General features: G+C 34.9%; 17 protein-coding genes. 16 read left to right on the top strand and 1 reads right to left on the bottom strand.

Annotation, left to right across the window (positions count from 1 at the left end):
• Nucleotides 1–16 precede the first annotated feature (16 nt).
• The 16 genes from PQF83_RS21395 (at nt 17) to PQF83_RS21320 (ending at nt 19,268) form a co-directional block, all read left to right on the top strand.
• Complete coding sequence (locus PQF83_RS21395; protein WP_002163754.1) at nt 17–1,849, top strand: GAF domain-containing sensor histidine kinase; 1,833 nt, start codon at nt 17–19, stop codon at nt 1,847–1,849.
• Nucleotide 1,850: 1 nt separating this feature from the next.
• Nucleotides 1,851–2,492, top strand: a complete 642-nt coding sequence (locus PQF83_RS21390; protein ID WP_000590668.1) for a response regulator — start codon at nt 1,851–1,853, stop codon at nt 2,490–2,492.
• 401 nt (nt 2,493–2,893) lie between these two features.
• Nucleotides 2,894–7,135 carry a S8 family serine peptidase gene (locus tag PQF83_RS21385; RefSeq protein ID WP_272792338.1) on the top strand — a complete coding sequence of 1,414 codons (4,242 nt, stop codon included), beginning with the start codon at nt 2,894–2,896 and terminating at the stop codon, nt 7,133–7,135.
• Between the two features lie 254 nt (nt 7,136–7,389).
• Nucleotides 7,390–7,989 (top strand): TasA family protein, encoded by a 600-nt coding sequence (locus PQF83_RS21380; RefSeq protein ID WP_000023363.1) that lies wholly within the window; start codon nt 7,390–7,392, stop codon nt 7,987–7,989.
• 305 nt (nt 7,990–8,294) lie between these two features.
• Nucleotides 8,295–8,981, top strand: coding sequence for a CPBP family intramembrane glutamic endopeptidase (locus PQF83_RS21375; RefSeq protein WP_002163753.1), 687 nt, complete (start codon nt 8,295–8,297; stop codon nt 8,979–8,981).
• Nucleotides 8,982–9,004: 23 nt separating this feature from the next.
• Entirely contained in the window at nt 9,005–9,976 is a 972-nt protein-coding gene (locus PQF83_RS21370) for a phosphotransferase enzyme family protein (protein ID WP_000401656.1), read from the top strand.
• A 157-nt stretch (nt 9,977–10,133) separates the two neighbouring features.
• The gene (locus tag PQF83_RS21365; RefSeq protein WP_000387151.1) at nt 10,134–11,594 is read left to right on the top strand and encodes an alanine/glycine:cation symporter family protein; all 1,461 of its coding nucleotides are present in this window, start codon (nt 10,134–10,136) and stop codon (nt 11,592–11,594) included.
• 136 nt (nt 11,595–11,730) lie between these two features.
• Entirely contained in the window at nt 11,731–12,459 is a 729-nt protein-coding gene (locus PQF83_RS21360) for an amino acid ABC transporter ATP-binding protein (RefSeq protein WP_074564835.1), read from the top strand.
• A gap of 12 nt (nt 12,460–12,471) precedes the next feature.
• Nucleotides 12,472–13,302, top strand: coding sequence for a glutamine ABC transporter substrate-binding protein GlnH (gene glnH / locus PQF83_RS21355; protein WP_000916479.1), 831 nt, complete (start codon nt 12,472–12,474; stop codon nt 13,300–13,302).
• 70 nt (nt 13,303–13,372) lie between these two features.
• Nucleotides 13,373–14,029: an amino acid ABC transporter permease gene (locus PQF83_RS21350; RefSeq protein ID WP_001112658.1), complete on the top strand. Its 657-nt coding sequence runs from the start codon at nt 13,373–13,375 to the stop codon at nt 14,027–14,029.
• Nucleotides 14,030–14,674, top strand: a complete 645-nt coding sequence (locus PQF83_RS21345) for an amino acid ABC transporter permease (RefSeq protein ID WP_000345989.1) — start codon at nt 14,030–14,032, stop codon at nt 14,672–14,674.
• 203 nt (nt 14,675–14,877) lie between these two features.
• Nucleotides 14,878–16,299: an amino acid permease gene (locus tag PQF83_RS21340; RefSeq protein ID WP_001187115.1), complete on the top strand. Its 1,422-nt coding sequence runs from the start codon at nt 14,878–14,880 to the stop codon at nt 16,297–16,299.
• Nucleotides 16,274–16,651 (top strand): OsmC family protein, encoded by a 378-nt coding sequence (locus tag PQF83_RS21335; protein ID WP_000778858.1) that lies wholly within the window; start codon nt 16,274–16,276, stop codon nt 16,649–16,651. The genes PQF83_RS21340 and PQF83_RS21335 overlap by 26 nt, the downstream gene beginning before the upstream one ends.
• 59 nt (nt 16,652–16,710) lie before the next feature.
• Entirely contained in the window at nt 16,711–17,148 is a 438-nt protein-coding gene (locus tag PQF83_RS21330) for an HIT family protein (protein WP_000969619.1), read from the top strand.
• Nucleotides 17,149–17,326: 178 nt separating this feature from the next.
• A complete protein-coding gene (locus tag PQF83_RS21325) occupies nt 17,327–17,884 on the top strand; it encodes an RNA polymerase sigma factor (RefSeq protein WP_000869279.1) in 558 nt (185 codons plus the stop codon).
• Nucleotides 17,850–19,268, top strand: a complete 1,419-nt coding sequence (locus tag PQF83_RS21320; protein WP_000185093.1) for a DUF4367 domain-containing protein — start codon at nt 17,850–17,852, stop codon at nt 19,266–19,268. Before PQF83_RS21325 ends, PQF83_RS21320 begins: the two co-directional genes overlap by 35 nt.
• Before the next feature lie 29 nt (nt 19,269–19,297).
• Here the strand turns inward: PQF83_RS21320 and PQF83_RS21315 are convergent, their stop codons facing one another.
• Complete coding sequence (locus PQF83_RS21315; protein ID WP_001996681.1) at nt 19,298–20,293, bottom strand: helix-turn-helix transcriptional regulator; 996 nt, start codon at nt 20,291–20,293, stop codon at nt 19,298–19,300.
• Nucleotides 20,294–20,297 lie beyond the last annotated feature (4 nt).

Here is a 20,297-nt window from a genome sequence, read left to right as displayed (position 1 = left end):
GAAAGAAGGGGTTGTTTTGAAGGATGTAAATTCTATCTTTATGAGAGAAAAGATTGCTAGTTCTTATCTTTATTTTATTTCTTTTCTTGGTTTGGTTACTATAACTATATCTTTACTTGAAATTAAAATCCCTTCTCATCCAACAATACTAATAATGTTGTTACTATTTATGGGGATTGCAGAGTATTTTCCTGTAAGATTTTGGAGAGGAACTAGCTCGCTTACTTTTCCGATCATTTACGCTATGAGTTGGCAGTTTGGAATCCATATAACTATTACTGCTATTGTATTCGTAACGCTAATTATTCACCTGCATCGTCGTTCACCGATACAAAGAATGTTATTTAATAGTACTCAGCATGCACTTAGTTTGATTTTGGCCGAATGGTTTTCAAACAAATGTATGTCCTTATTACTTAATAAGATAGTTATGCCAGTTCTATATGAAAATTTAATATCTTTGTTATTATTTTGCGTGTTTTTTTGTTTTTTCAACAATCGTTTTTACGATTTGTTGATGATACTTCTTCCACAGCCATATTCAATATATCAGTGGTATAAAAAAACTGTAACGGTATTTCTTTGCGAAACTTTTGGTTTCTCTTATGCGGCCCTGATGCATGTATTAATTAGTATATATAGTGTGGAAATAAACGAGATTACAGTACTGTTTTTCTTTTTTCCACTTGTAGCAGCTTCAGTTATTAGTTCTTTTTCTGTACGGATAAGGATGGAGAAGGAACGATTATATGAGTTATTTCTTATTACGACCGAAATTAGTCGAGGATTAACTGGAGGAAACTTGAAACATATTAAACAAGCACTTAAAGGTTTTTTTGGCATACAAGCATATGTAATATGGACAAAAGATGATGGGAACTGGAGTATTCTATTAAAAGATGGGAAAGTGCGCTCTTATATTTCTGATGATTCAGAAATATCAAGGGCGTTTGAGGAACTTTCTAAAAATCTTGTATTTAATGATTGGAAAATTGGTACGGCTCCTGGAGATGAAATATTTGATAGTGTTATACGCTCACTTGTATATTTTCCTCTTATAGTAAATGATGAATTAGTCGGAATGTTTGTTGCAGGGAAAAGTAGAAATGCGGGTTTCTTTCCGGAAGATGTACAGTCGTTAGCTACATTTTCTAACCAATTAGCTAACGTTGTTAAAACAAGGATATTGATTTCTGAACAGAAAAAAAGAATGATTTTAGAAGAAAGAAATAGAATTGCCCGTGAAATTCACGATGGTATTGCGCAAACATTAGCGGGGGTAATATTCCAACTAGAATCCGCACGGAAAAAATACCATGATAAACCAAAAGATATGCAGCAAGTAGTTGAGAAAAGCATAAAAGATTTAAGAGGAAGTCTAGGAGAAGTTCGCTATTCTATTTATGCTTTAAAACCATATCCGACACAACAATTAGGTCTTAAGCAGGCAATAGCAAGTAAAATAAAATCTTTAAAACGAGAATATGAATTAGACATTACCTATCATGAAAGAGGCCATGCACGTGCGCTTAGTTTTTCAAAAGAAAGAGTTATATTTGATACATTACAAGAGAGTTTGCAAAACATTGTAAAACATGCACAAGCAAAAAAGGCTGATGTTTTACTCAGTTATCAAAGTGAACACGTTCTTTTAAGGGTTAAGGATAATGGAGTTGGCTTTTCACTATTTGAGTCTATGGTTAAAACAAAGAATGAGCCACATTATGGTATATTACATATGAATGAACAAGCTGACCAATTAGGGGCTACTTTACAGATTGATAGTTCTATAGGAAAGGGGACAGAAATTACACTGTTAATTCCAGATTCACAAACAAGGGGTGCGTAAAATGATTAAAATATTAGTAGTAGATGATCATGCTTTTTTACGGGATGCAATTCGGAGCATACTAGAAGATGAATCTGATATGAAAGTGGTTGGAGAAGCTAGCTCTGGGGATGAAGTATTGGGAAAAGTAGAAGAATGCGGACCAGATTGTATTTTGATGGATATTAACCTGCCAGGGAAAAATGGGATTGAAGCTACAGAGTTAGTGAAAAAAATTTATCCGAGTTGCCGAGTACTTGTGTTTACAATGTATGAACATGATGAGTATTTAATGGATGCACTTCAGGCCGGTGCTGATGGTTATTTATTGAAGGATTCCTCATCAGAGCAGGTAGTAGCAGCAATTCGAATGTTATATCGAGGTGATTCAGTTATTCATCCGCGTATGACTAAAAAATTAATTACATATCATCAGCAAAAAATGAAAGTAGAATCAAATGAAAATGAACTGACGGAACGTGAAAAGGAAATTCTCTTTGAACTAGTAAAAGGACTTAGTAATAAAGAAATTGCTGAAGTTTTATATATTAGTGATAAAACAGTTAAAATACACATCAATAAAATTTTTAAAAAACTAAATGTGAAAAGTCGATCGCAAGCAGTGATTTATGCAGTTCGAAATCAATTGGTTCCGCTAGATTAAATAAGAAATTTATCAAAGAACTATCGTGTCGATTTATTCTGTATCACAAAGAATAAATGACAAGATAGTTCTTTTGTACTATGTAGGCATAGAATAATTAGAGAAAAGATACTCCTTTTGTTTAATTTTCAGAATAATCAAAATGTGAAATAATAAAAATAGAATTACATTTTAATATTGTTAATAATTCATTTCATGAAAATCTTTTGTTGGAAACAAATGATGGGGGGCTCTTATAAAAAGAGTAAAGTGAGTGGTTAGCTATATGAGGTATGGGGATGGTAGTAGTGTTGGAATCTTTCATGATACAAAAGATTAAGATTGATAGAGTTTCCGATGCTACATGGGAATGTAAGAATCAATTTGTTTCAAAAATAATATGAATAATGGGGAGATGCAATATGAAACGAGGGAAATTTGGAAAGGTTCTTATTGGAACGTTAACAGTTGGAATGTTATTGTCTCAAGGGATTCCATATAACGTATTAGCGGAAGAGGTAAATACATCTACTTTAACTGGAATTGATGATGCAGATGCTATCTTAAAAGGCCTTACAAAGGAACAACGTAATGCCTTAAAAACGTTAGATACAAAACCAGGTTTTGTTATTTCGCCAGGTATCAATACAGCAAGTCCTAATAATGTAAATGTGATTATAGAATTTAAGCAAGCGCCTAGCAAAATTGAGGTATTAAAACAAGCGGCTAAAGGGAAAAAGATAGCTCTTTCAAATGCGGAACAAAAGGTAGAGGCATCACATAAAGGATTTAAAGCAGAGCTTGAACAGCTTCAAAAGAATAAAGAGAAAGGGACAAATGTAAAATCTGCAAAAATAACAAGAGAGTATAAGAATGCTTTTAATGGTGTAGCGATTTCTTTACCAGCAAATATGATCGAAGACTTAGTTCGTACCGGTATCGTTAAGCGCGTATGGGAAGATCATGAGGTTAAAATTGATTTGCCGAAAGAAACAGCTAAGACTGCTGTTGAACCAAAAATGGTAGATAGTGTACCGCAAATTGGTGTGGACAAGCTGCATGATGAAAAAATAACAGGTAAAGGAATTAAGGTAGGTGTACTGGACACAGGTATTGATTACAACCACCCGGATTTGAAAGATGCATATAAAGGATATCGTGCAAAACAAGGTGAAGATCCAAGTAAAGTAGATCCGAACTCAATAAAAGGATGGGACTTTGTGAATAATGATGCTGATCCAATGGAGACAACGTATAAGGATTGGCAAAATTCTGGAGGATATCCTGAAATTTATGAGGGAAGTGCATATTATACATCCCATGGTACGCATGTAGCCGGGACAATTGCTGCAGACAAACAGAATAGTGTGGATTATGCAGTGAAGGGCGTTGCTCCAGATGTAGATTTATATTCATATCGCGTACTAGGTCCGTATGGAAGTGGACAAACAAGCGGTATTCTTGCTGCGATTGATAAAGCAGTGAAAGACGATATGGATGTTATCAATTTATCACTAGGAGCGTCTATTAATGATCCTTTATATCCTACTTCTGTTGCAGTGAACAATGCGATGTTAGCAGGTGTTGTTACAGTAGTAGCAGCTGGTAATAGTGGTCCGGAAGAAGGTACGATAGGATCACCTAGTGCAGCAGCACTTCCAATTACAGTTGGAGCCAGTGACGCTGCAATGAATATTCCAACGTTTTCCGCCGATGCAGGTGATGTACATGTAGATAAGATGATGCTACTTGGAAAAAGCTTTACTGATAAGATTGAAGATTTGAAAGGACAATCCTTATCGGTTGTATATGCAGGACTTGGGAAATTAGATGATTTTACAGGGAAAGATGTAAAAGGGAAGTTAGCTCTTATCCAACGTGGTGAGATTACATTTGATGAAAAAATTAAAAATGCTAAGGAAGCAGGCGCAAAGGCGGTAATTGTATACAACAATGTAGATGGGGAAATTACAAGTTATCTTGGGGAAAGTACTTCATCTATTCCATCGTTCCGCTTAACAAAAGTAGATGGTGAGAAATTGCAAGCAAAAGCTGTACAAGGAGATGTGTCGTTAGCATTTGGAGAACTTAGTAATATAAAAACAGAGGGAGATCATTTGGCTGATTTCAGCTCCCGTGGTCCTGCAACTAAAACAGATGATATTAAGCCAGATATTGTAGCACCAGGTGTGTCTATTTTCTCAACTGTTCCTGAATATATTAATGATCCAAAAGATGGAGAAAATTATCCGGTAGCGTATGGACGTATGTCAGGTACATCTATGGCAACTCCTCATACTGCAGGGGTAGCGGCACTTATTTTACAAGAACATCCAAACTATAGTCCATTTGAAGTAAAAGAAGCACTTATGAATACCGCAGTTGACCTAAAAGAAGAGCGTTCTGTATTTGAGGTGGGTTCTGGACGAATTGATGCATATCGTGCAGTTCATGCAGATACATCTATCGAGGTTATCGATAAAACATCAAACGTTGTAGATGATGAAGAAGTAGAAATTGAAGAAAAAACAGGTTCTATTGCGTTTGGGTATAAAAATCAAATTGAAAATGGGCCTATTAAAGATAGTCGAAAAGTCTTAATTAAGAACAGCAGTAAAACTGATGGAAAAGAGTTTAAATTAGAAGTAGAGTTTTCATCTACAAGTGTAGGTGTGCAAGATGCAGCGAAGAATGGTGTGAAGCTAAATGTACCAGATTCTATTAAAGTAGCTCCTAGTACATCAGAGGAAATTAGCCCTGAAATTATCATTCCAGAAAACGCTGAATTTGGTAGATATGAGGGCTATATTCATATTTCAAATAAAAACAATGAAAAAGAAGTGTATCAAGTACCATTTGCAGTTAAATTCACAGAAAAAGGGATTGCGTCTGTAGATTTACTGAGAGATGCAATGGCAACAGATGCATCTAAATTCCATCCGTTTATGGAGAGACCAAGTTCGCCTTTGACATTTAAACTAAATAGTCCTCTTGAAACTATTGATGCAGTTGTGAAGGACCGAAAGACAGGAAAGGCATTAGGAGTCGTTGGTACACTTAATGCAAGTAGTCTAACACCGAATATTGAATATATGATGTTTTCTGGTATGGGAGGGTATGTACTTCCATTCACAGGAGACCCAGCTCATCCAATTGGGGATAAACCTGTTATGTTGCCTGATGGAGATTACGAATTGAACTTCGTTGGATATGATAAAGAAGGAAAATCGTATACAAAAGGCGATAGCATTATCATTGATAATGTTATACCGGAAATGAAATTTAAGGATGTACAACCTGGTATACATGAAGTAAATGATTCTATGTTTAAAGAAGAAGACGGCAAACGTGCATTATGGGTGCATGGTAATATTTATGATTCTACAGTAGATGCATTAAAAGCAAAAGGCTTGCAGTATAGTCAAAAAGCGAACCAAATTGTATATTATCAAAACTCAGCCTTTCCATCAGGTTGGCTGAATACAATTCAAGCAAATGGTGATTTTAAATTTGGAGTACTTCCAGAGGAAATAAATGAGCCGTTAAATTTAAAATTATTTGGATATGATCTTGCAACTGCAGGGAATATGGCAACTGGATATAAAGATTACGTCTTTGTAAAGGAAGGGACAGAATACGCTGTTCCAAGTTATGACAAAGATAAAATCAAATTAGGAGAGAAAATTACGTTAACTTTGAATCTTAATAATGTAAAACAGCTTATGTCAGGTACATTTGAAATTCCTTATTACAAGCAGCTCTTTAAATTTACAGATGTGAAACCAAATCCAGCACTTACGGAATATGTAAAACAACATGGACTGAACCTTAAATTAGAAGATCCGAAGATAAGTGAAGAAGGAGCTTGGGAAAACAAGGTGAAAGTTGGGGCATCATTAGAAGGAAAAGAATTTAAAGGATTAGATGGAGATACACCATTTTTAGATGTTACATTCGAGATGACGAACGATGAATACTTTAATGATTTAACTGCATTTGGAGTAGAGAAGTTCTCTTATACAAAAGCTGGTGCATCAGAAGGCATTGAGATTCCTGCGTTTAAAGATAAATCTTTTGCTATTGTTTCGAAACATTCAACGATTACAGGATATATTGGCCCGGAAGCTTTCTTGAATGAAGAGGGGTATTTAGGTAAGAAAGACTATACAAAACTAGGAGCAAAAGTGTACGCAGTTGGCAAGGATGGAAAGAAATATACAGGAACGATTGGTGATAACGGGCAATTTGAAATTCATAGTGTCCCAGTAAGTGATAAAGAATATGATATTTTCGTAGAAATGCCAGGTCATTTAAATAGTAAATTAACAGCAAAAATAGGGAAGGTGCAAGATGGTGAATTAGTGGGACAAAACTTTAGAGCTGACATGGATGATAACCTTGCAGGTGATGTAAATGGAGATAAAATGGTAGACATTCAAGATGCTAGAATAGCAGCTTTATCGTATGGAAAAGGAAAAGTATCTGTAAAAGATGGAGATATAAATCAAGATGGTGTTGTAGATGAAACAGATATTCGTTTTATTGAGAAAAACTTCTTGAAAAAGAGTTCAGATGCTAAAGAAAATCAGAAACCGAAAGAAAATGTAGGTCCGGTGACATTAGATAAAATCTTACGCTCTATTGGCTTAGAACCAAAAAAATAAGTGGGCAAAACTCTAGAGTAAATAATGCAATCAGACAATGAATAGTAAATGAAATGAGATTGGCTAACAAATAACCGGTAATAATTTACGGTAACATTACCGGTTATTTTAAAAGTAATAGTCGTTTTGATACATGAAGTAACTAGTTTAAAGTTGGTTCACTTTCGCTGTGGGACAAGGTAGTTGCTTAAATTATTTTGTGGGATGGAAATAAGGTTTGTAGTTTGAACTTTAAAAATAGGGGGACTTGTGAAATGAGCATTAAGAAAAAACTTGGTATGGGTGTTGTAACTGCAGCACTTGGCTTATCTTTAATTGGCGGGGGAACATATGCGTATTTTAGTGATAAGGAAGTGTCACAAAACACTTTTGCAGCGGGGACTTTAGATTTGAGTGTGAATCCTGAAGTTGTTATTAATGTCGATAATATTAAACCAGGTGATGAAATGGAGCGTGGTTTTCAATTAGTAAACAAAGGAACTTTAGCAATAGGAGATGTGAAACTCCTGACAGATTACAGTGTAATCGATGCTAAAGGAGATAATGGAAATGCTGATTTTGGTGATCATATCCGTGTTGATTTCTTGTGGAATTTGGATAAAAATGAGGTTCCAATTTGGTCTACTACATTATCTGATTTAAAGGTATCTACGCAAAATGGAAGTATTCCTGATCTTGTACAAAAAGGTGTTGTAGACCGAGAAGGAAATGGACTTGCTTCTGGTGATGATGATACTTTCTATGTAATGTTCACATTTGTAGATAATAATGCAGAGCAAAATGTATTTCAAGGAGATTCATTAAAATTAAATTGGACTTTCAATTCAATGCAGACAAAAGGTGAAGAGAAATAAAAATAAATGTTATATACGAGAATCAATTGATAAATAAAACTTTTAATAATGTAAAGGTTGATTTAGTGAATCAACCTTTTTTTGTTTTTAGATTTTTTATAGTATTCATAGCAGTACTTCTAATATGTATGGTGAATTGAATAGAGGATATATGGAAGTGATGGAAACATATGCTTTTGGTTTTTACTCTTTTGTTGTTCTTTTTGCGAGAAATTTATGCTTGGACTATTTTTGAAAAAGTAGCTTGAAAGTTACGTTACGTCATCTTTTATACTATAGAAAATAGGATATAGGGGATGATATAGGTGACTTTGAGGTATATGTGGGGATGGAAAGAAATTTTATATTTATTAGTTTTCGTATTTCTTATTGTCCCAGTAACAGTTGAATCTCTTTTATATGAATATGCTTTAAAGATAATAGGGAACTCATTATATGCTGGAGTATTAATGGGATTTATAATGGCGGTGATATTTACTACTGTAGTTTATCTTTTTTGTATAAAAAGATATCAACTGTCTTGGAAAGATATTGGAATTCGAAAACTTTCATGGAAAGATTTTTTATGGACAGTTATAGCATTGATTACCTTAATTGTAGTTAGTATTGCTGTATTAATGATAATGGAGAAAATGGGTATTTCTTTTGAAAATAGTAAAACGGAGACGGTCCAAAATGATAAATCAATATATTCGTTCTGTATCGCGGTAATTGGAGCAGCAGTTATATCACCAATTTATGAAGAGATTTTATATCGAGGTGTTTTTTATACATTTTTTCGTGATAAATATGGTATATGGGGTGGAGTGCTTGTAAGTTCTATAATATTTACTGTTGTTCATATTCCCACATATAACACATTACCAGTGAATTTTTTAAGTGGAGTAGTATTTGCTTGGTTATATGAGAAAACAAATTCTATTTTATCAGCTATGATTGCCCACGCATTATTCAATTTCATAGCAGTACTTTTAACATTTATGTCGAATTAAGAAGATATATAGGAGGGATACATATGGAAATAGCTGTAGAACGTGTTTTTACGAAAGAGATTTTAAAAAGAGCAGCGAGTTTGTTTCGTGTAACAGTGGAAGACAAGCCGCTTGGAGATTTTGAGAATTATATTTTTAAGGCGAAGGGTGATAATGATGAAGACTATGTATTACGTTTAACGCATTCGTCGCATCGCTCTAAAAAAGAAGTCGAGGCTGAACTAGATTTTTTACGATATGTTGCAGAGAACGGAGCAAAGGTAGCAGGCCCCCTGTACTCAACGTTTCAAAATCTTGTAGAAGAAATCGGAGCAGAGGATGAAACTTTCTTTTTCGTTTCCTTATTTACATATGCAAAAGGTGAGCAAGTAAAAGGAGAGGAATCACCATATTGGGGAGAGGCTTACTTTGAAGCATGGGGAAAAGCGATTGGACAACTGCATCGCCTTACAATGGATTATCCTAAAACAGACTACCGTGATACGTGGGAAGAAGATGAGAGTGGGATTGTTAATGAATTAGAAAATGATCAAGTGAAAAAGATCGCTGCGGTATTAATGGATGAGATAAAGGCTCTTCCAATTGAAAAAGAAACGTTCGGCCTTATGCACGGTGATATTCATCCAGGTAATTTTCATTATGATGGAAAAGAGCTAACAATCTTTGATTTTGATGATGCGGCTTATAATTACTTTATACATGATTTAGCGATGGTTCTTTATTACTCTGTTCTATTTACACCGTGGACAGCGGAAGAGAAGACCGATTTTGCTCGTAAACAGCTACAAGTATTACGGAAAGGCTATGAGTATGAGCACAGACTGGCGGATAGCTGGTATGAATCATTACCACTATTTTTACGTTTGCGTGACATAGGTCTATACGGCACGCTCCAAAAGAAATTTAAAGGGAAAGATATGCCAGATAATTTCCGAAAGTTATCAGAAGAGCTATACGAAAGAATTATAAAAAAAGAAGCAATTGTGAATATATAATACATTCTGTTCAAAACAAAGTATATAAAACAAATATATACTTTGTTTTTTTATACAAAAATATGTTTGTTTTATTAAAATAATATTGTCATAGATTCGGTATACACTTATAATTTTTATATATTCTGAATATTCTTGATAAAAAGGAGGGGGAATATTGGAAGCTTTCGTAAATTGGTTAAATAATATTGTTTGGAGTCCAGCACTTGTTTATTTATGTTTAGGAGCAGGTTTATATTTTTCTATTCGAACGAGGTTTTTACAAGTAAGGCACGTAGGAGAAATGGTGAAGCTGACATTTAAAGGAGAAAAATCAGAGGCTGGTGTTTCTTCATTCCAAGCGTTAGCACTTTCGTTATCAGGGCGCGTTGGGACAGGGAATATCGCTGGGGTAGCTACAGCGGTTGCCTTCGGTGGACCAGGGGCTGTATTTTGGATGTGGGCAGTAGCCTTTTTAGGAGCAGGATCAGCTTATGTAGAATCAACACTCGCGCAAATCTATAAGACAAAGCATCAAGGACAGTTTCGCGGTGGACCTGCTTATTACATTGAAAAAGGTTTAGGGGTTAAATGGTATGCATTAGTATTCGTTGCAGCGACAATCCTTGCAACTGGGCTTTTATTACCAGGCGTGCAAGCAAATAGTATTGCTGTAAGTTTAGAGACAGCTTTTGGAATTAATACTACTCTATCAGGGGCTTTATTAGTTGTTGTATTGGCTCTTATCATCTTCGGTGGAGTAAAACGAATTGTTAACGTAGCGCAAGTTGTCGTACCGTTTATGGCTGTTGGGTATATTTTAGTAGCTTGTGTTATTGTCGCTATGAATATTGAAAAACTGCCAGAAGCATTTATGTTAATTATAAGAAGTGCGTTTGCATTAGAAGCAGCATTTGGTGGTATTATCGGTTTAGCAATTTCTTGGGGAGTAAAGCGTGGTATTTATTCTAATGAAGCAGGGCAAGGAACTGGACCACATGCAGCAGCAGCAGCAGAAGTATCACATCCAGCTAAGCAAGGCTTAGTGCAAGCATTTTCCGTTTACATTGATACATTATTTGTTTGTTCAGCAACAGCATTTATGATGATTATTACAGGCATGTATAACGTATTTGATGCAAGCGGAAAAAACTTTATCGTAAATAAATTAAATGGTGCACAGCCAGGACCGGGATATACACAGGCAGCAGTAGAATCTGTTTTCCCTGGATTTGGAAACGGTTTCGTTGCAATCTCGTTACTATTCTTTGCATTTACAACAATTATGGCGTATTACTACATTGCAGAAACGAATATCGCGTACTTAAACCGTGATAAAGACCGCCCTTGGCTGTCTATGGTACTAAAGTTTGTCTTTTTAGGAGCTGTATTCTACGGTTGTATCAAAACAGCAGCAACGGCTTGGGCTTTAGGCGATATCGGTGTAGGAATTATGGCATGGGTAAATATCATTGCGATTTTACTATTACAAAAACCTGCATTAGTTGCATTAAAGGATTATGAAAAGCAGAAAAAAGAAGGAAAAGATCCAGTATTCGATCCAGGGCCATTAGGAATTAAAAATGCTGATTTCTGGGAGCATGAATACGGAAAAGATAAGAAAGAAGAAGTATCGTAATGGAATAGAGATGAAAAAGCAAAAGGGAAACCCCTTTGCTTTTTTTATGGGTGAAATGAGGATCAAAGTTATTTTTTTGCTTATTTTTGAATATAAAAAGAATGTACATGCTTTGTTAGGGGAAGGGGGGAGTATGTTGATAGAGTTTCGTAATGTAAATAAATATTATGGTAACTTTCAAGTTTTAAAAGATATTAATGTACAAGTGAAAAAAGGTGAAGTGGTAGTAGTTGTTGGGCCTTCAGGATCAGGAAAAAGCACGTTGCTTCGGTGTATAAACCAGTTAGAGTCAATTACAGATGGAGAGTTAATTGTACAAAATACGGAGGTACACAATGCGAAAACAGATATGAATGAATTACGCCGAAATATCGGAATGGTCTTTCAACATTTTTATTTATATCCACATAAAACGGTTCTTCAAAATATTACACTAGCACCTATTAAAGTAAATAAAATTTCAAAAGAGGAAGCAGAGAAAACGGCGATGTTTTATTTAGAGAAAGTAGGAATTCCGGAGAAGGCCAGTGTATATCCACATCAATTATCTGGTGGACAACAGCAAAGGGTGGCAATTGCTAGAGGACTTGCGATGCAGCCGGAAATTATGCTATTCGATGAGCCTACGTCTGCTCTTGATCCAGAGATGATCGGGGAAGTACTTGATGTTATGAAAACGCTAGCTAAAGAAGGGATGACGATGGTCGTTGTCACGCATGAAATGGGATTCGCGCGGGAGGTAGCCGATCGGATTTTATTTATGGATGATGGCAAAATCATTGAGGATACAACACCGGCGCAATTTTTTGCAAGTCCTGAACAAGAAAGAGCGCGTCTATTTTTAAGCCGAGTGTTAAACCATTAAAGGAGGAGTTTTATGCTTAAAATGAAAAAGTTGTTTACGTTAATCGTATTTTCATGTCTATTCGTACTTGTCGTTGCTGGGTGCGGAAGTAAAAAAGATGAGGCAAAAGAAACGAATACGAAGCAAGGCGGGGCTGTTGAGCAAATTAAGAAGCGCGGGAAATTAGTAGTTGGGGTGAAGAATGATACGAACTTATTTGGATTGAAAAACCCTTCAACAGGGCAGGTAGAAGGATTTGATGTTGATGTTGCAAAGGCGCTTGCGAAAAAAATTCTTGGAGATGAAAAGAAATTAGAATTAAAAGAGGTAACGTCTAAAACGCGTATTCCACTCCTGAAAAATGGTGACATTGATGCAATTATTGCAACAATGACAATTACAGAAGAACGTAAAAAAGAGGTCGATTTTTCAGATGTATACTTTAAAGCAGGGCAATCGTTACTCGTGAAAAAAGGAAGCGATATTAAAAGTATTGATGATGTGAAAAAGGGCGTAAAAGTGTTAGCAGTAAAAGGTTCAACATCGACAAATAACATTCGCCAAAAATCACCGGAAGCGACTGTATTAGAATTTGAAAATTACAGTGAGGCATTTACAGCGTTAAAAGCAGGAAAAGGTGATGTGTTAACGACAGATAATGCAATTCTTTACGGTATGGCAAAACAAGATTCGAATTATGAAGTTGTCGGGAAAATTTTCACGGATGAGCCGTACGGAATTGCAGTGCAAAAAGGTGCAGATGATTTAACGAAAGAGATTAATAATTTAATTAAAGACATGAAAGCAAGCGGAGAGTATGACAAATTATATGAGAAATGGATTGGGCAGAAACCAGAGAAGTAAAGTGATAAATAGTAAAAGTGAGAGGATGAGAGTACTCATCCTCTTCTTGTAAAGAAAGAGGGGAGAATATGTGCCTGATTTTTCTATATTAACGAATAACATTGATATGTATTTAGAGGGTTTTAAATATACAGTGTTGTCTAGTGTAATCGCATTAATAGGCAGTTTTATTTTAGGGGTAGTATTGGCGGTAATGCGTATTGCACCAATTCGCATTTTAAATTGGTTGGGAGCTGCTATTGTAGAATTTGTAAGAAATATTCCGCTCGTATTAATTGCATTCATATTCTATTTCGCTTTACCTGTAGTAGGAATTACTTTAAATGGTTTTGTAGCAGGAACAGTTACGCTTACCGTATATACTGCAGCGTTTATTGCGGAAGTCATTCGCGCTGGTATTTTATCCGTTGCAAAAGGTCAAATGGAAGCAGCACGTTCCTCAGGATTAACGTATGTACAGGGAATGTATTATATTGTTTTACCCCAGGCGATGAAAATCGTAATCCCTCCTTTAGGAAATCAATTTCTCAATTTAGCAAAAAACTCTTCTATACTCGGAATTATTGCTGGTGCTGATTTAATGTATCAAGGAGATTTAATTTCAACGAAGACGTTTGTTACGTTCGATGTGTATATATTTGTCGGGATGTTTTATTTAATATTAACAATTCCGCTCAGTATGCTAGTGCGTTATTTAGAAAAACGCTTAGCAAAGGAGGCGGTGTAAATGGATTTTAAGGGAGCAATTACAGGAGATCATATTCTCTTTTTATTAAAAGGATTACTCATCACATTAGAGGTAGCACTCGTAGCGATTGTACTTAGCTTTATTATCGGTAGTGTAATAGGGATTGTACGGTACACAAAAATACCCGTCTTCTCACAAATATTAGGAGTTATCGTTGAAGTAATTCGAAACTTACCACTACTTTTAATTATATTTTTCACATATTTTGCACTTCCAGAAGCAGGCTTGAAATTAGAAATTATAACAGCCGTAATTGTCGCTTTAACAATATTTGAAGCTGCAATGATATCTGAAATTGTTCGAAGTGGCCTATTATCTATTGAAAAAGGACAGATTGAGGCTGCAAGATCTTCAGGATTAACGTATGTGCAAGCACTTTGGCACATTATTTTACCACAAGCATTAAGAAGAATGGTCCCGCCACTTGTCAGTCAGTTTATTTCATTGCTGAAAGATACAGCGCTAGCAGTCGTTATATCACTCCCAGAGCTTATGCATAATGCTCAAATTATTAGCGGACAAAATGTAAATTATATGATTCCAACGTTTATAGTAGTAGCTTGTATGTACTTTATTGTAAACTATAGTTTATCAATTTTATCGAGAAGGTTAGAACTTCGTTAACCCTTACAATATATGTAAGGGTTTTTCCTTGTTTCTCCTTATTTTCCTCTAAATAGAATCTAAATCTTGCAATAATTCAATTTTTTATATTATTTTATCAGAAAAGTTTTAATTTTATATAGAAAATGTAATCGCTTTCGTGTATATTTTTATTATCAGAAAATTTTAACAAGATATAGGGGTATTGGTAGGGGAGGATTTAGATGCAGCAACCAACGAATGAGAAATTACATCGTACGATGAAGAGTAGACATTTATTTATGATCGCACTAGGTGGTGTAATCGGAACTGGTTTTTTCTTAGGTTCAGGTTACACCATTAATCAGGCTGGACCAGGGGGAGCCATCCTTTCATATTTAGTAGGCGGATTTATTATGTATTTAACAATGCTTTGTCTTGGAGAATTAACGGTAGCGATGCCAGTTTCAGGTTCTTTCCAAAAGTATGCGACGAAGTTTATTGGACCAGGAACGGGCTTTATGATCGGCTGGCTATATTGGCTTGGCTGGGCAGTAACAGTAGGATTAGAATTAACGTCAATCGGTTTAATGATGAAAAGATGGTTTCCGAATGTTGATGTTTGGGTATGGTGTCTTGTATTCGGTGTTATTTTATATGCTTCAAACGCAATTTCGGCGAAAAGTTATGCTGAATTAGAATTTTGGTTCTCTAGTATTAAAGTAGTTACCATTCTTGCCTTTGTTGTTCTTGGTGGTAGTGCATTATTAGGATTTATATCATATGACGGAAAAGAAGCAGCACCTCTTTTCTCTAACTTTGTAAGCGAAGGCGGGTTATTCCCGAATGGACTAGCTGCCGTATTACTTACAATGATTACAGTTAACTTCTCGTTCCAAGGAACAGAGTTAATCGGGATTGCAGCGGGAGAAAGTGAAAATCCAGAAAAAACAATTCCACGTGCAATCCGTAATACAGTATGGCGCATTATGTTATTCTTCATTTTAACAATGACGATTTTAGTAGGATTAATTTCTTGGAAAGAAGCTGGCGTAATTGAAAGTCCGTTCGTAGTTGTGTTTGATAAAATTGGTATTCCATATGCAGCTGATATTATGAACTTTGTTATTATTACAGCGTTACTATCTGTAGCGAATTCAGGATTATATGCGGCAACTCGTATACTATGGTCACTTGCAAATGAAGGAATGGCACCAAAGTCTTTCCAGAAAGTAAATAAGCGTGGTATTCCAATTACAGCGCTAGTCGTAACAATTGCTGTAGCTGCTTTATCTTTATTAACAAGTTTCCTTGCAGAAGATACAGTATACATGTACTTATTATCTATAGCTGGTTTATCAGCTGTTTCAAGTTGGATCATTATTGCCCTGTCGCAATTGCGCTTTAGAAGTCAGTATATAAAAGGCGGAGGAAAGTTAGAGGACTTAAAATATAAAACACCGTTATATCCAATTGTTCCTATTTTAGCTTTAATTACAAATAGTATCGTTGTTATTAGTTTAGCGTTTATTCCAGAACAAAGAATGGCGTTATATTGTGGTATTCCATTTATCATTTTCTGCTACATATATTATTATATAAATAAGAAACGGCAGAAACCGATGAAGGTGGAGACAACAAATGAAACTAACCATCAAACAAGATGATATTGAGGCAGATTTATCGTATGGTCAATTAGCGATTGGAAAAGAAAACGGGTATTCACCGTTACAATTACTTATTTCTTCAATCGCAGGATGTAGTGCAATTGTCTTTCGAACAATTTTAGAAAAGAAACGTATTCCATACGATACGTTTACAATTGAAACGGAAATTGGTAGAAGTGATGCTTTATCAAAACCAGTTGAAAGTGTTCATTTGCATTATAAAATTAAAGCACAAAACATTACAGAAGAGCAGTTGGACAAGGCGTTGCAGCTTGCAGTGAAAAATTGCACAATTGTTCAATCTGTAAAGGATAGTATAAAAGTTACGGAAACAATTGAGCTAATAAAGTAAAACAGAAAAACGTGAGAATACGGCTCTCACGTTTTTCTGTTTTAGAGAGGGGGGGAAGTATGATGGAATGTTTAGGATGTAAATTAGCAAACGAAGAGGAGAAAATTTACAGAGTATACGAAGATGAGTATGTAACATGTTTTTTAGATCATGCACCTTTCTATCCAGGACATACTTTAATTGTGCCAAAACAGCATGTTGTAGAAGTAGATGAATTAGATGATGTTGTAGCAAAATCCATTATGGATGCTTCTAAGCCTATTGCAAAAGCGATTAAGGCATTATATAAACCAGATGGAGTTACAGTTTGTCAAAATGGTGGAGTATTTAACGAGTTAACACATTACCATATGCATGTCGTACCAAGATATAAAGAGCGCTCGTTTGCTGAATTTTATACGGTACAATCGGGAGAAAAGCAGAATCATAATTTTGAAGAGACTAAGCGCTTATTAAAAGGGGCGATAGAGCAAATACTGCTTAATGAAAAAGTGTAAGAGGGATGTTTTAAAGAAGTTTTCAGGAAAATTCTAATAAACAAAAGCCCAATTTCTCAGTTAAAATAGAGAAATTGGGCTTTTATTTATTCTATTATTAAATTTTATCTATAAAAAGATTTTGCAGTGTCACAAAGTATGGTGCTCATTCGTTATATAGAGTGAGAGGAGGAATTATATGAAAGTTACAAACAACGATTATGAAAAGATGGAAGAGCTATATGAGTTGTATGAACAAAAGATTTATTATGTAGCTTATTCTATTTTAAATAATATTCAGCAGGCAGAAGATGCAGTTCAAGAGACGTTTATTACTCTTTATAAGAACTTGGAAAAGCTCCATAGCTTGAGTACTGAAGAGCTTAAACGATACATTTTGAGGGTTGCGAAAAACAAGGCGATTGATAGCTACCGGAAAAATAGACGACATGAAACATTTTTAGAAGAATATGAAAGAGAATCAGCAGAAGCAGTAGATGAAAATATTGAAGAGTGGGAAAAACGTGTAATGTCCGAGGTTCAAATTGATGCATTGTTAAAAGAGTTAAATGAATCTAACAAACAGGTGTTTAAGTATAAAGTCTTCTATAACTTAACGTATCAAGAAATTTCAAGCGTCATGGGGATAACGGAGGCTAATGTCCGAAAGCAGTTTGAGCGTGCTCGAAAAAGAGTCCAAAATATGATAGGAGGTATACAACATGACGAATTCAAAGAACTCCAAAGAAATATATGAACTTGCTGAAAAAATTGCTTTAGATGATTTTGATAAACTCGAAGAACAACATGAATTTTCACATACATATACGCGCAAAAAGAAATTGTTTATGGAAGAAATGAAGCTGAAAGACGAGAAGCCACAGAAAAAGCGTAAAAAACATCGTATGTTAATCGCTGCTGCTTGCTTATTGATTGGTATGCCGACAACCGTTTTTGGTGCAGTGAAAGTCTATAATATGATTGTCCAAAAACAAAATTACGAAGTAAATGTTTCGGTATCAAACAAGGACTCAAAAAAGAGTGATAAGTGGTATAAGTTGAAAATAGGTAAATTGCCAGAAAATATGGAAGCAATTGATGATAGAGCTATGAAATATTCATTTAAAGATAACTACGCAATGGGGGGATTTTCATTCGTTCTTTGGAGAGTAGGAGGGAATTCAGATTTTCCAACTCTGTACTCGAAAAGTTATGAAGAAAAAGAGATAAATGGTAAGAAGGCAGTAATTGTTCATAGAGAAAATGGTAATAAAGCTTTAATGTTTAATAGAGTAATTTTTCTCTATTTTGAGGAAGAAGGAATTATGTTACAAAGTTATATTGGAAATGATATAAACGAAGAACAAATGATAGATGTGCTAGGGAGCATTTCACTTGAGCCCACGTCAAAAGAAAAGTCATCATATATAAGCGATTATGATAAAAAGTATTTTAGCCAAGAAAGTAAAACAACTAAGGTAATTCCTTTGAAGAAGGATAGCAAACGACTATTTCATATAGGGCAAAAGGTTCCAGTAACGATATCTATGGATAACAGCCAAATTGAATATGTGATAGAAAAAGTTGAAGTCTTTGATTCAATCAAAGATTTTAAACAAGAGAACTTTAATGAACTTGGCCTAGAGATATTAAGCAAGAATCAAGCTTTGGATCAAGAGGGACAATTGATACCATATAGACGCGATGTATATAAACTTGGAAATGGTAAAGATTCAATTCATAAATTAGTAGAAACAAAATTAATTAATCCTAAGTTTGTTTACTTAAAAACAACAGTAAAAAATATTGGTAAAAAGTCGACAGAAGAAATCTATATGCATCCATCTATAAAACAGCTTAAATTTGAAGGGAATGCATGGAACTACGCTAAAGAAGATGGAATCGTAGAAAAAAATATTATGACAGGCGAAGTTGATTATTTAGAGCCTCATGGAAATGGAAAAAGCTTCTACAATATTGGTAGTATCCGACCAGGAGAAACGGTGAAGGTTAACTTAGGTTATTTTGTAGATGAGGATAAACTAGATTCAATCTTTTTGGATGCTTTCAATTACAGAGGGACTGGCGACACTGAAAATATGAATGCGAAACATCGTTGGTGGATTGATATTCGTCAATAGTAACAAAGAGACTAAAAAGCTGCTTACATCTAGCAGCTTTTTTCGTCTTCATACATATGTAAAATTTCTTTCGCACGTATACGTAAACCATCTATTAATTCTTTCGGTTCTAACACTTTTGCATCTTTTCCAAGTCTATAAAATAAAGGGATAATAAAGTTTATTTCACCTTTATCAATTGTTGAATGTATATATCCTGTCCCGTCCTCGTTTACTACAACGAATTCTTCAAGGTAAGGCACGCTTTTACATTGGCGCACACCTTCTTTTGTCAGTAAAACATGTAACTGCGTAGGAATGTGTACGACGTTAGAGCTAGAGTCAAACCATTCTGCTAAATTCATGAATGTACTTTCATTTTTTTCCGTTGATAATATAGAAAGAATACGATCAACGCGATACAGTAATACTTTTTTTCTACTGAAGTCATAGGATGGTAAGTACCATAGTCCGTCATGAGCATATACACCGATAGGATGAACATGTTTTGTTTTTATCCCCGATTTAGATTCATATTGAAATTGTAAATTTTTATTTTCAATAGCCGCAGTTAGTACTTCGTTTAAAAGAGGTGTATCAATTGTACGCTTCGGATTCCAAAAGGCGATGTAAGAACGTATTTTATCAACTTTCACTTTCGCATCATGTTGTAGGGAGCTATACAGTTTATGTGTAACGGAATTGATTTCTGTGTTAAAAGGCAAGTCACGATAGTAACTTAAAGATTGAAAAGCAAAAAAGATGGAGACTGCTTCTTCTTCCGTAAATAAGATAGGTGGAATGACTCTATTCGTTAATACTTTATAGCCGCCGTTACGACCTTGTTCTGCGTAAATGGGCAACCCCATATCACTTAAATCTAAAATGTATCTATGGACAGTACGAACGGAGATATTAAATTCATCAGCTATTTCTTGCGCTGTAAATGTCTTTTTGGCAGAAGCAAATATAAGAATATCTAATAAGCGTTTAGCTTTTGACAAATGTATCACCTTTTTTCTTTTTAACATGACATAAATTGTCATGTTT

It is taken from the genome of Bacillus sp. FF-1, assembly GCF_028548245.1.
GTDB classification, from domain to species: Bacteria; Bacillota; Bacilli; order Bacillales; family Bacillaceae_G; genus Bacillus_A; species Bacillus_A paranthracis.
The sequence above is the reverse complement of the archived record's forward strand: the minus strand, read 5'-3'. Positions and strand labels throughout refer to the sequence as shown.

Excerpts from the sequence above, each read along its gene's own strand:
- PQF83_RS21390 (WP_000590668.1), top strand. The coding sequence starts at position 1,851 with ATGATTAAAATATTAGTAGTAGATGATCATGCTTTTTTACGGGATGCA.
- PQF83_RS21385 (WP_272792338.1), top strand. The coding sequence starts at position 2,894 with ATGAAACGAGGGAAATTTGGAAAGGTTCTTATTGGAACGTTAACAGTT.
- PQF83_RS21380 (WP_000023363.1), top strand. The coding sequence starts at position 7,390 with ATGAGCATTAAGAAAAAACTTGGTATGGGTGTTGTAACTGCAGCACTT.
- PQF83_RS21370 (WP_000401656.1), top strand. The coding sequence starts at position 9,005 with ATGGAAATAGCTGTAGAACGTGTTTTTACGAAAGAGATTTTAAAAAGA.
- glnH (WP_000916479.1), top strand. The coding sequence starts at position 12,472 with ATGCTTAAAATGAAAAAGTTGTTTACGTTAATCGTATTTTCATGTCTA.
- PQF83_RS21345 (WP_000345989.1), top strand. The coding sequence starts at position 14,030 with ATGGATTTTAAGGGAGCAATTACAGGAGATCATATTCTCTTTTTATTA.
- PQF83_RS21340 (WP_001187115.1), top strand. The coding sequence starts at position 14,878 with ATGCAGCAACCAACGAATGAGAAATTACATCGTACGATGAAGAGTAGA.
- PQF83_RS21335 (WP_000778858.1), top strand. The coding sequence starts at position 16,274 with ATGAAACTAACCATCAAACAAGATGATATTGAGGCAGATTTATCGTAT.
- PQF83_RS21330 (WP_000969619.1), top strand. The coding sequence starts at position 16,711 with ATGATGGAATGTTTAGGATGTAAATTAGCAAACGAAGAGGAGAAAATT.
- PQF83_RS21325 (WP_000869279.1), top strand. The coding sequence starts at position 17,327 with ATGAAAGTTACAAACAACGATTATGAAAAGATGGAAGAGCTATATGAG.
- PQF83_RS21320 (WP_000185093.1), top strand. The coding sequence starts at position 17,850 with ATGACGAATTCAAAGAACTCCAAAGAAATATATGAACTTGCTGAAAAA.
- PQF83_RS21315 (WP_001996681.1), bottom strand. The coding sequence starts at position 20,293 with ATGACAATTTATGTCATGTTAAAAAGAAAAAAGGTGATACATTTGTCA.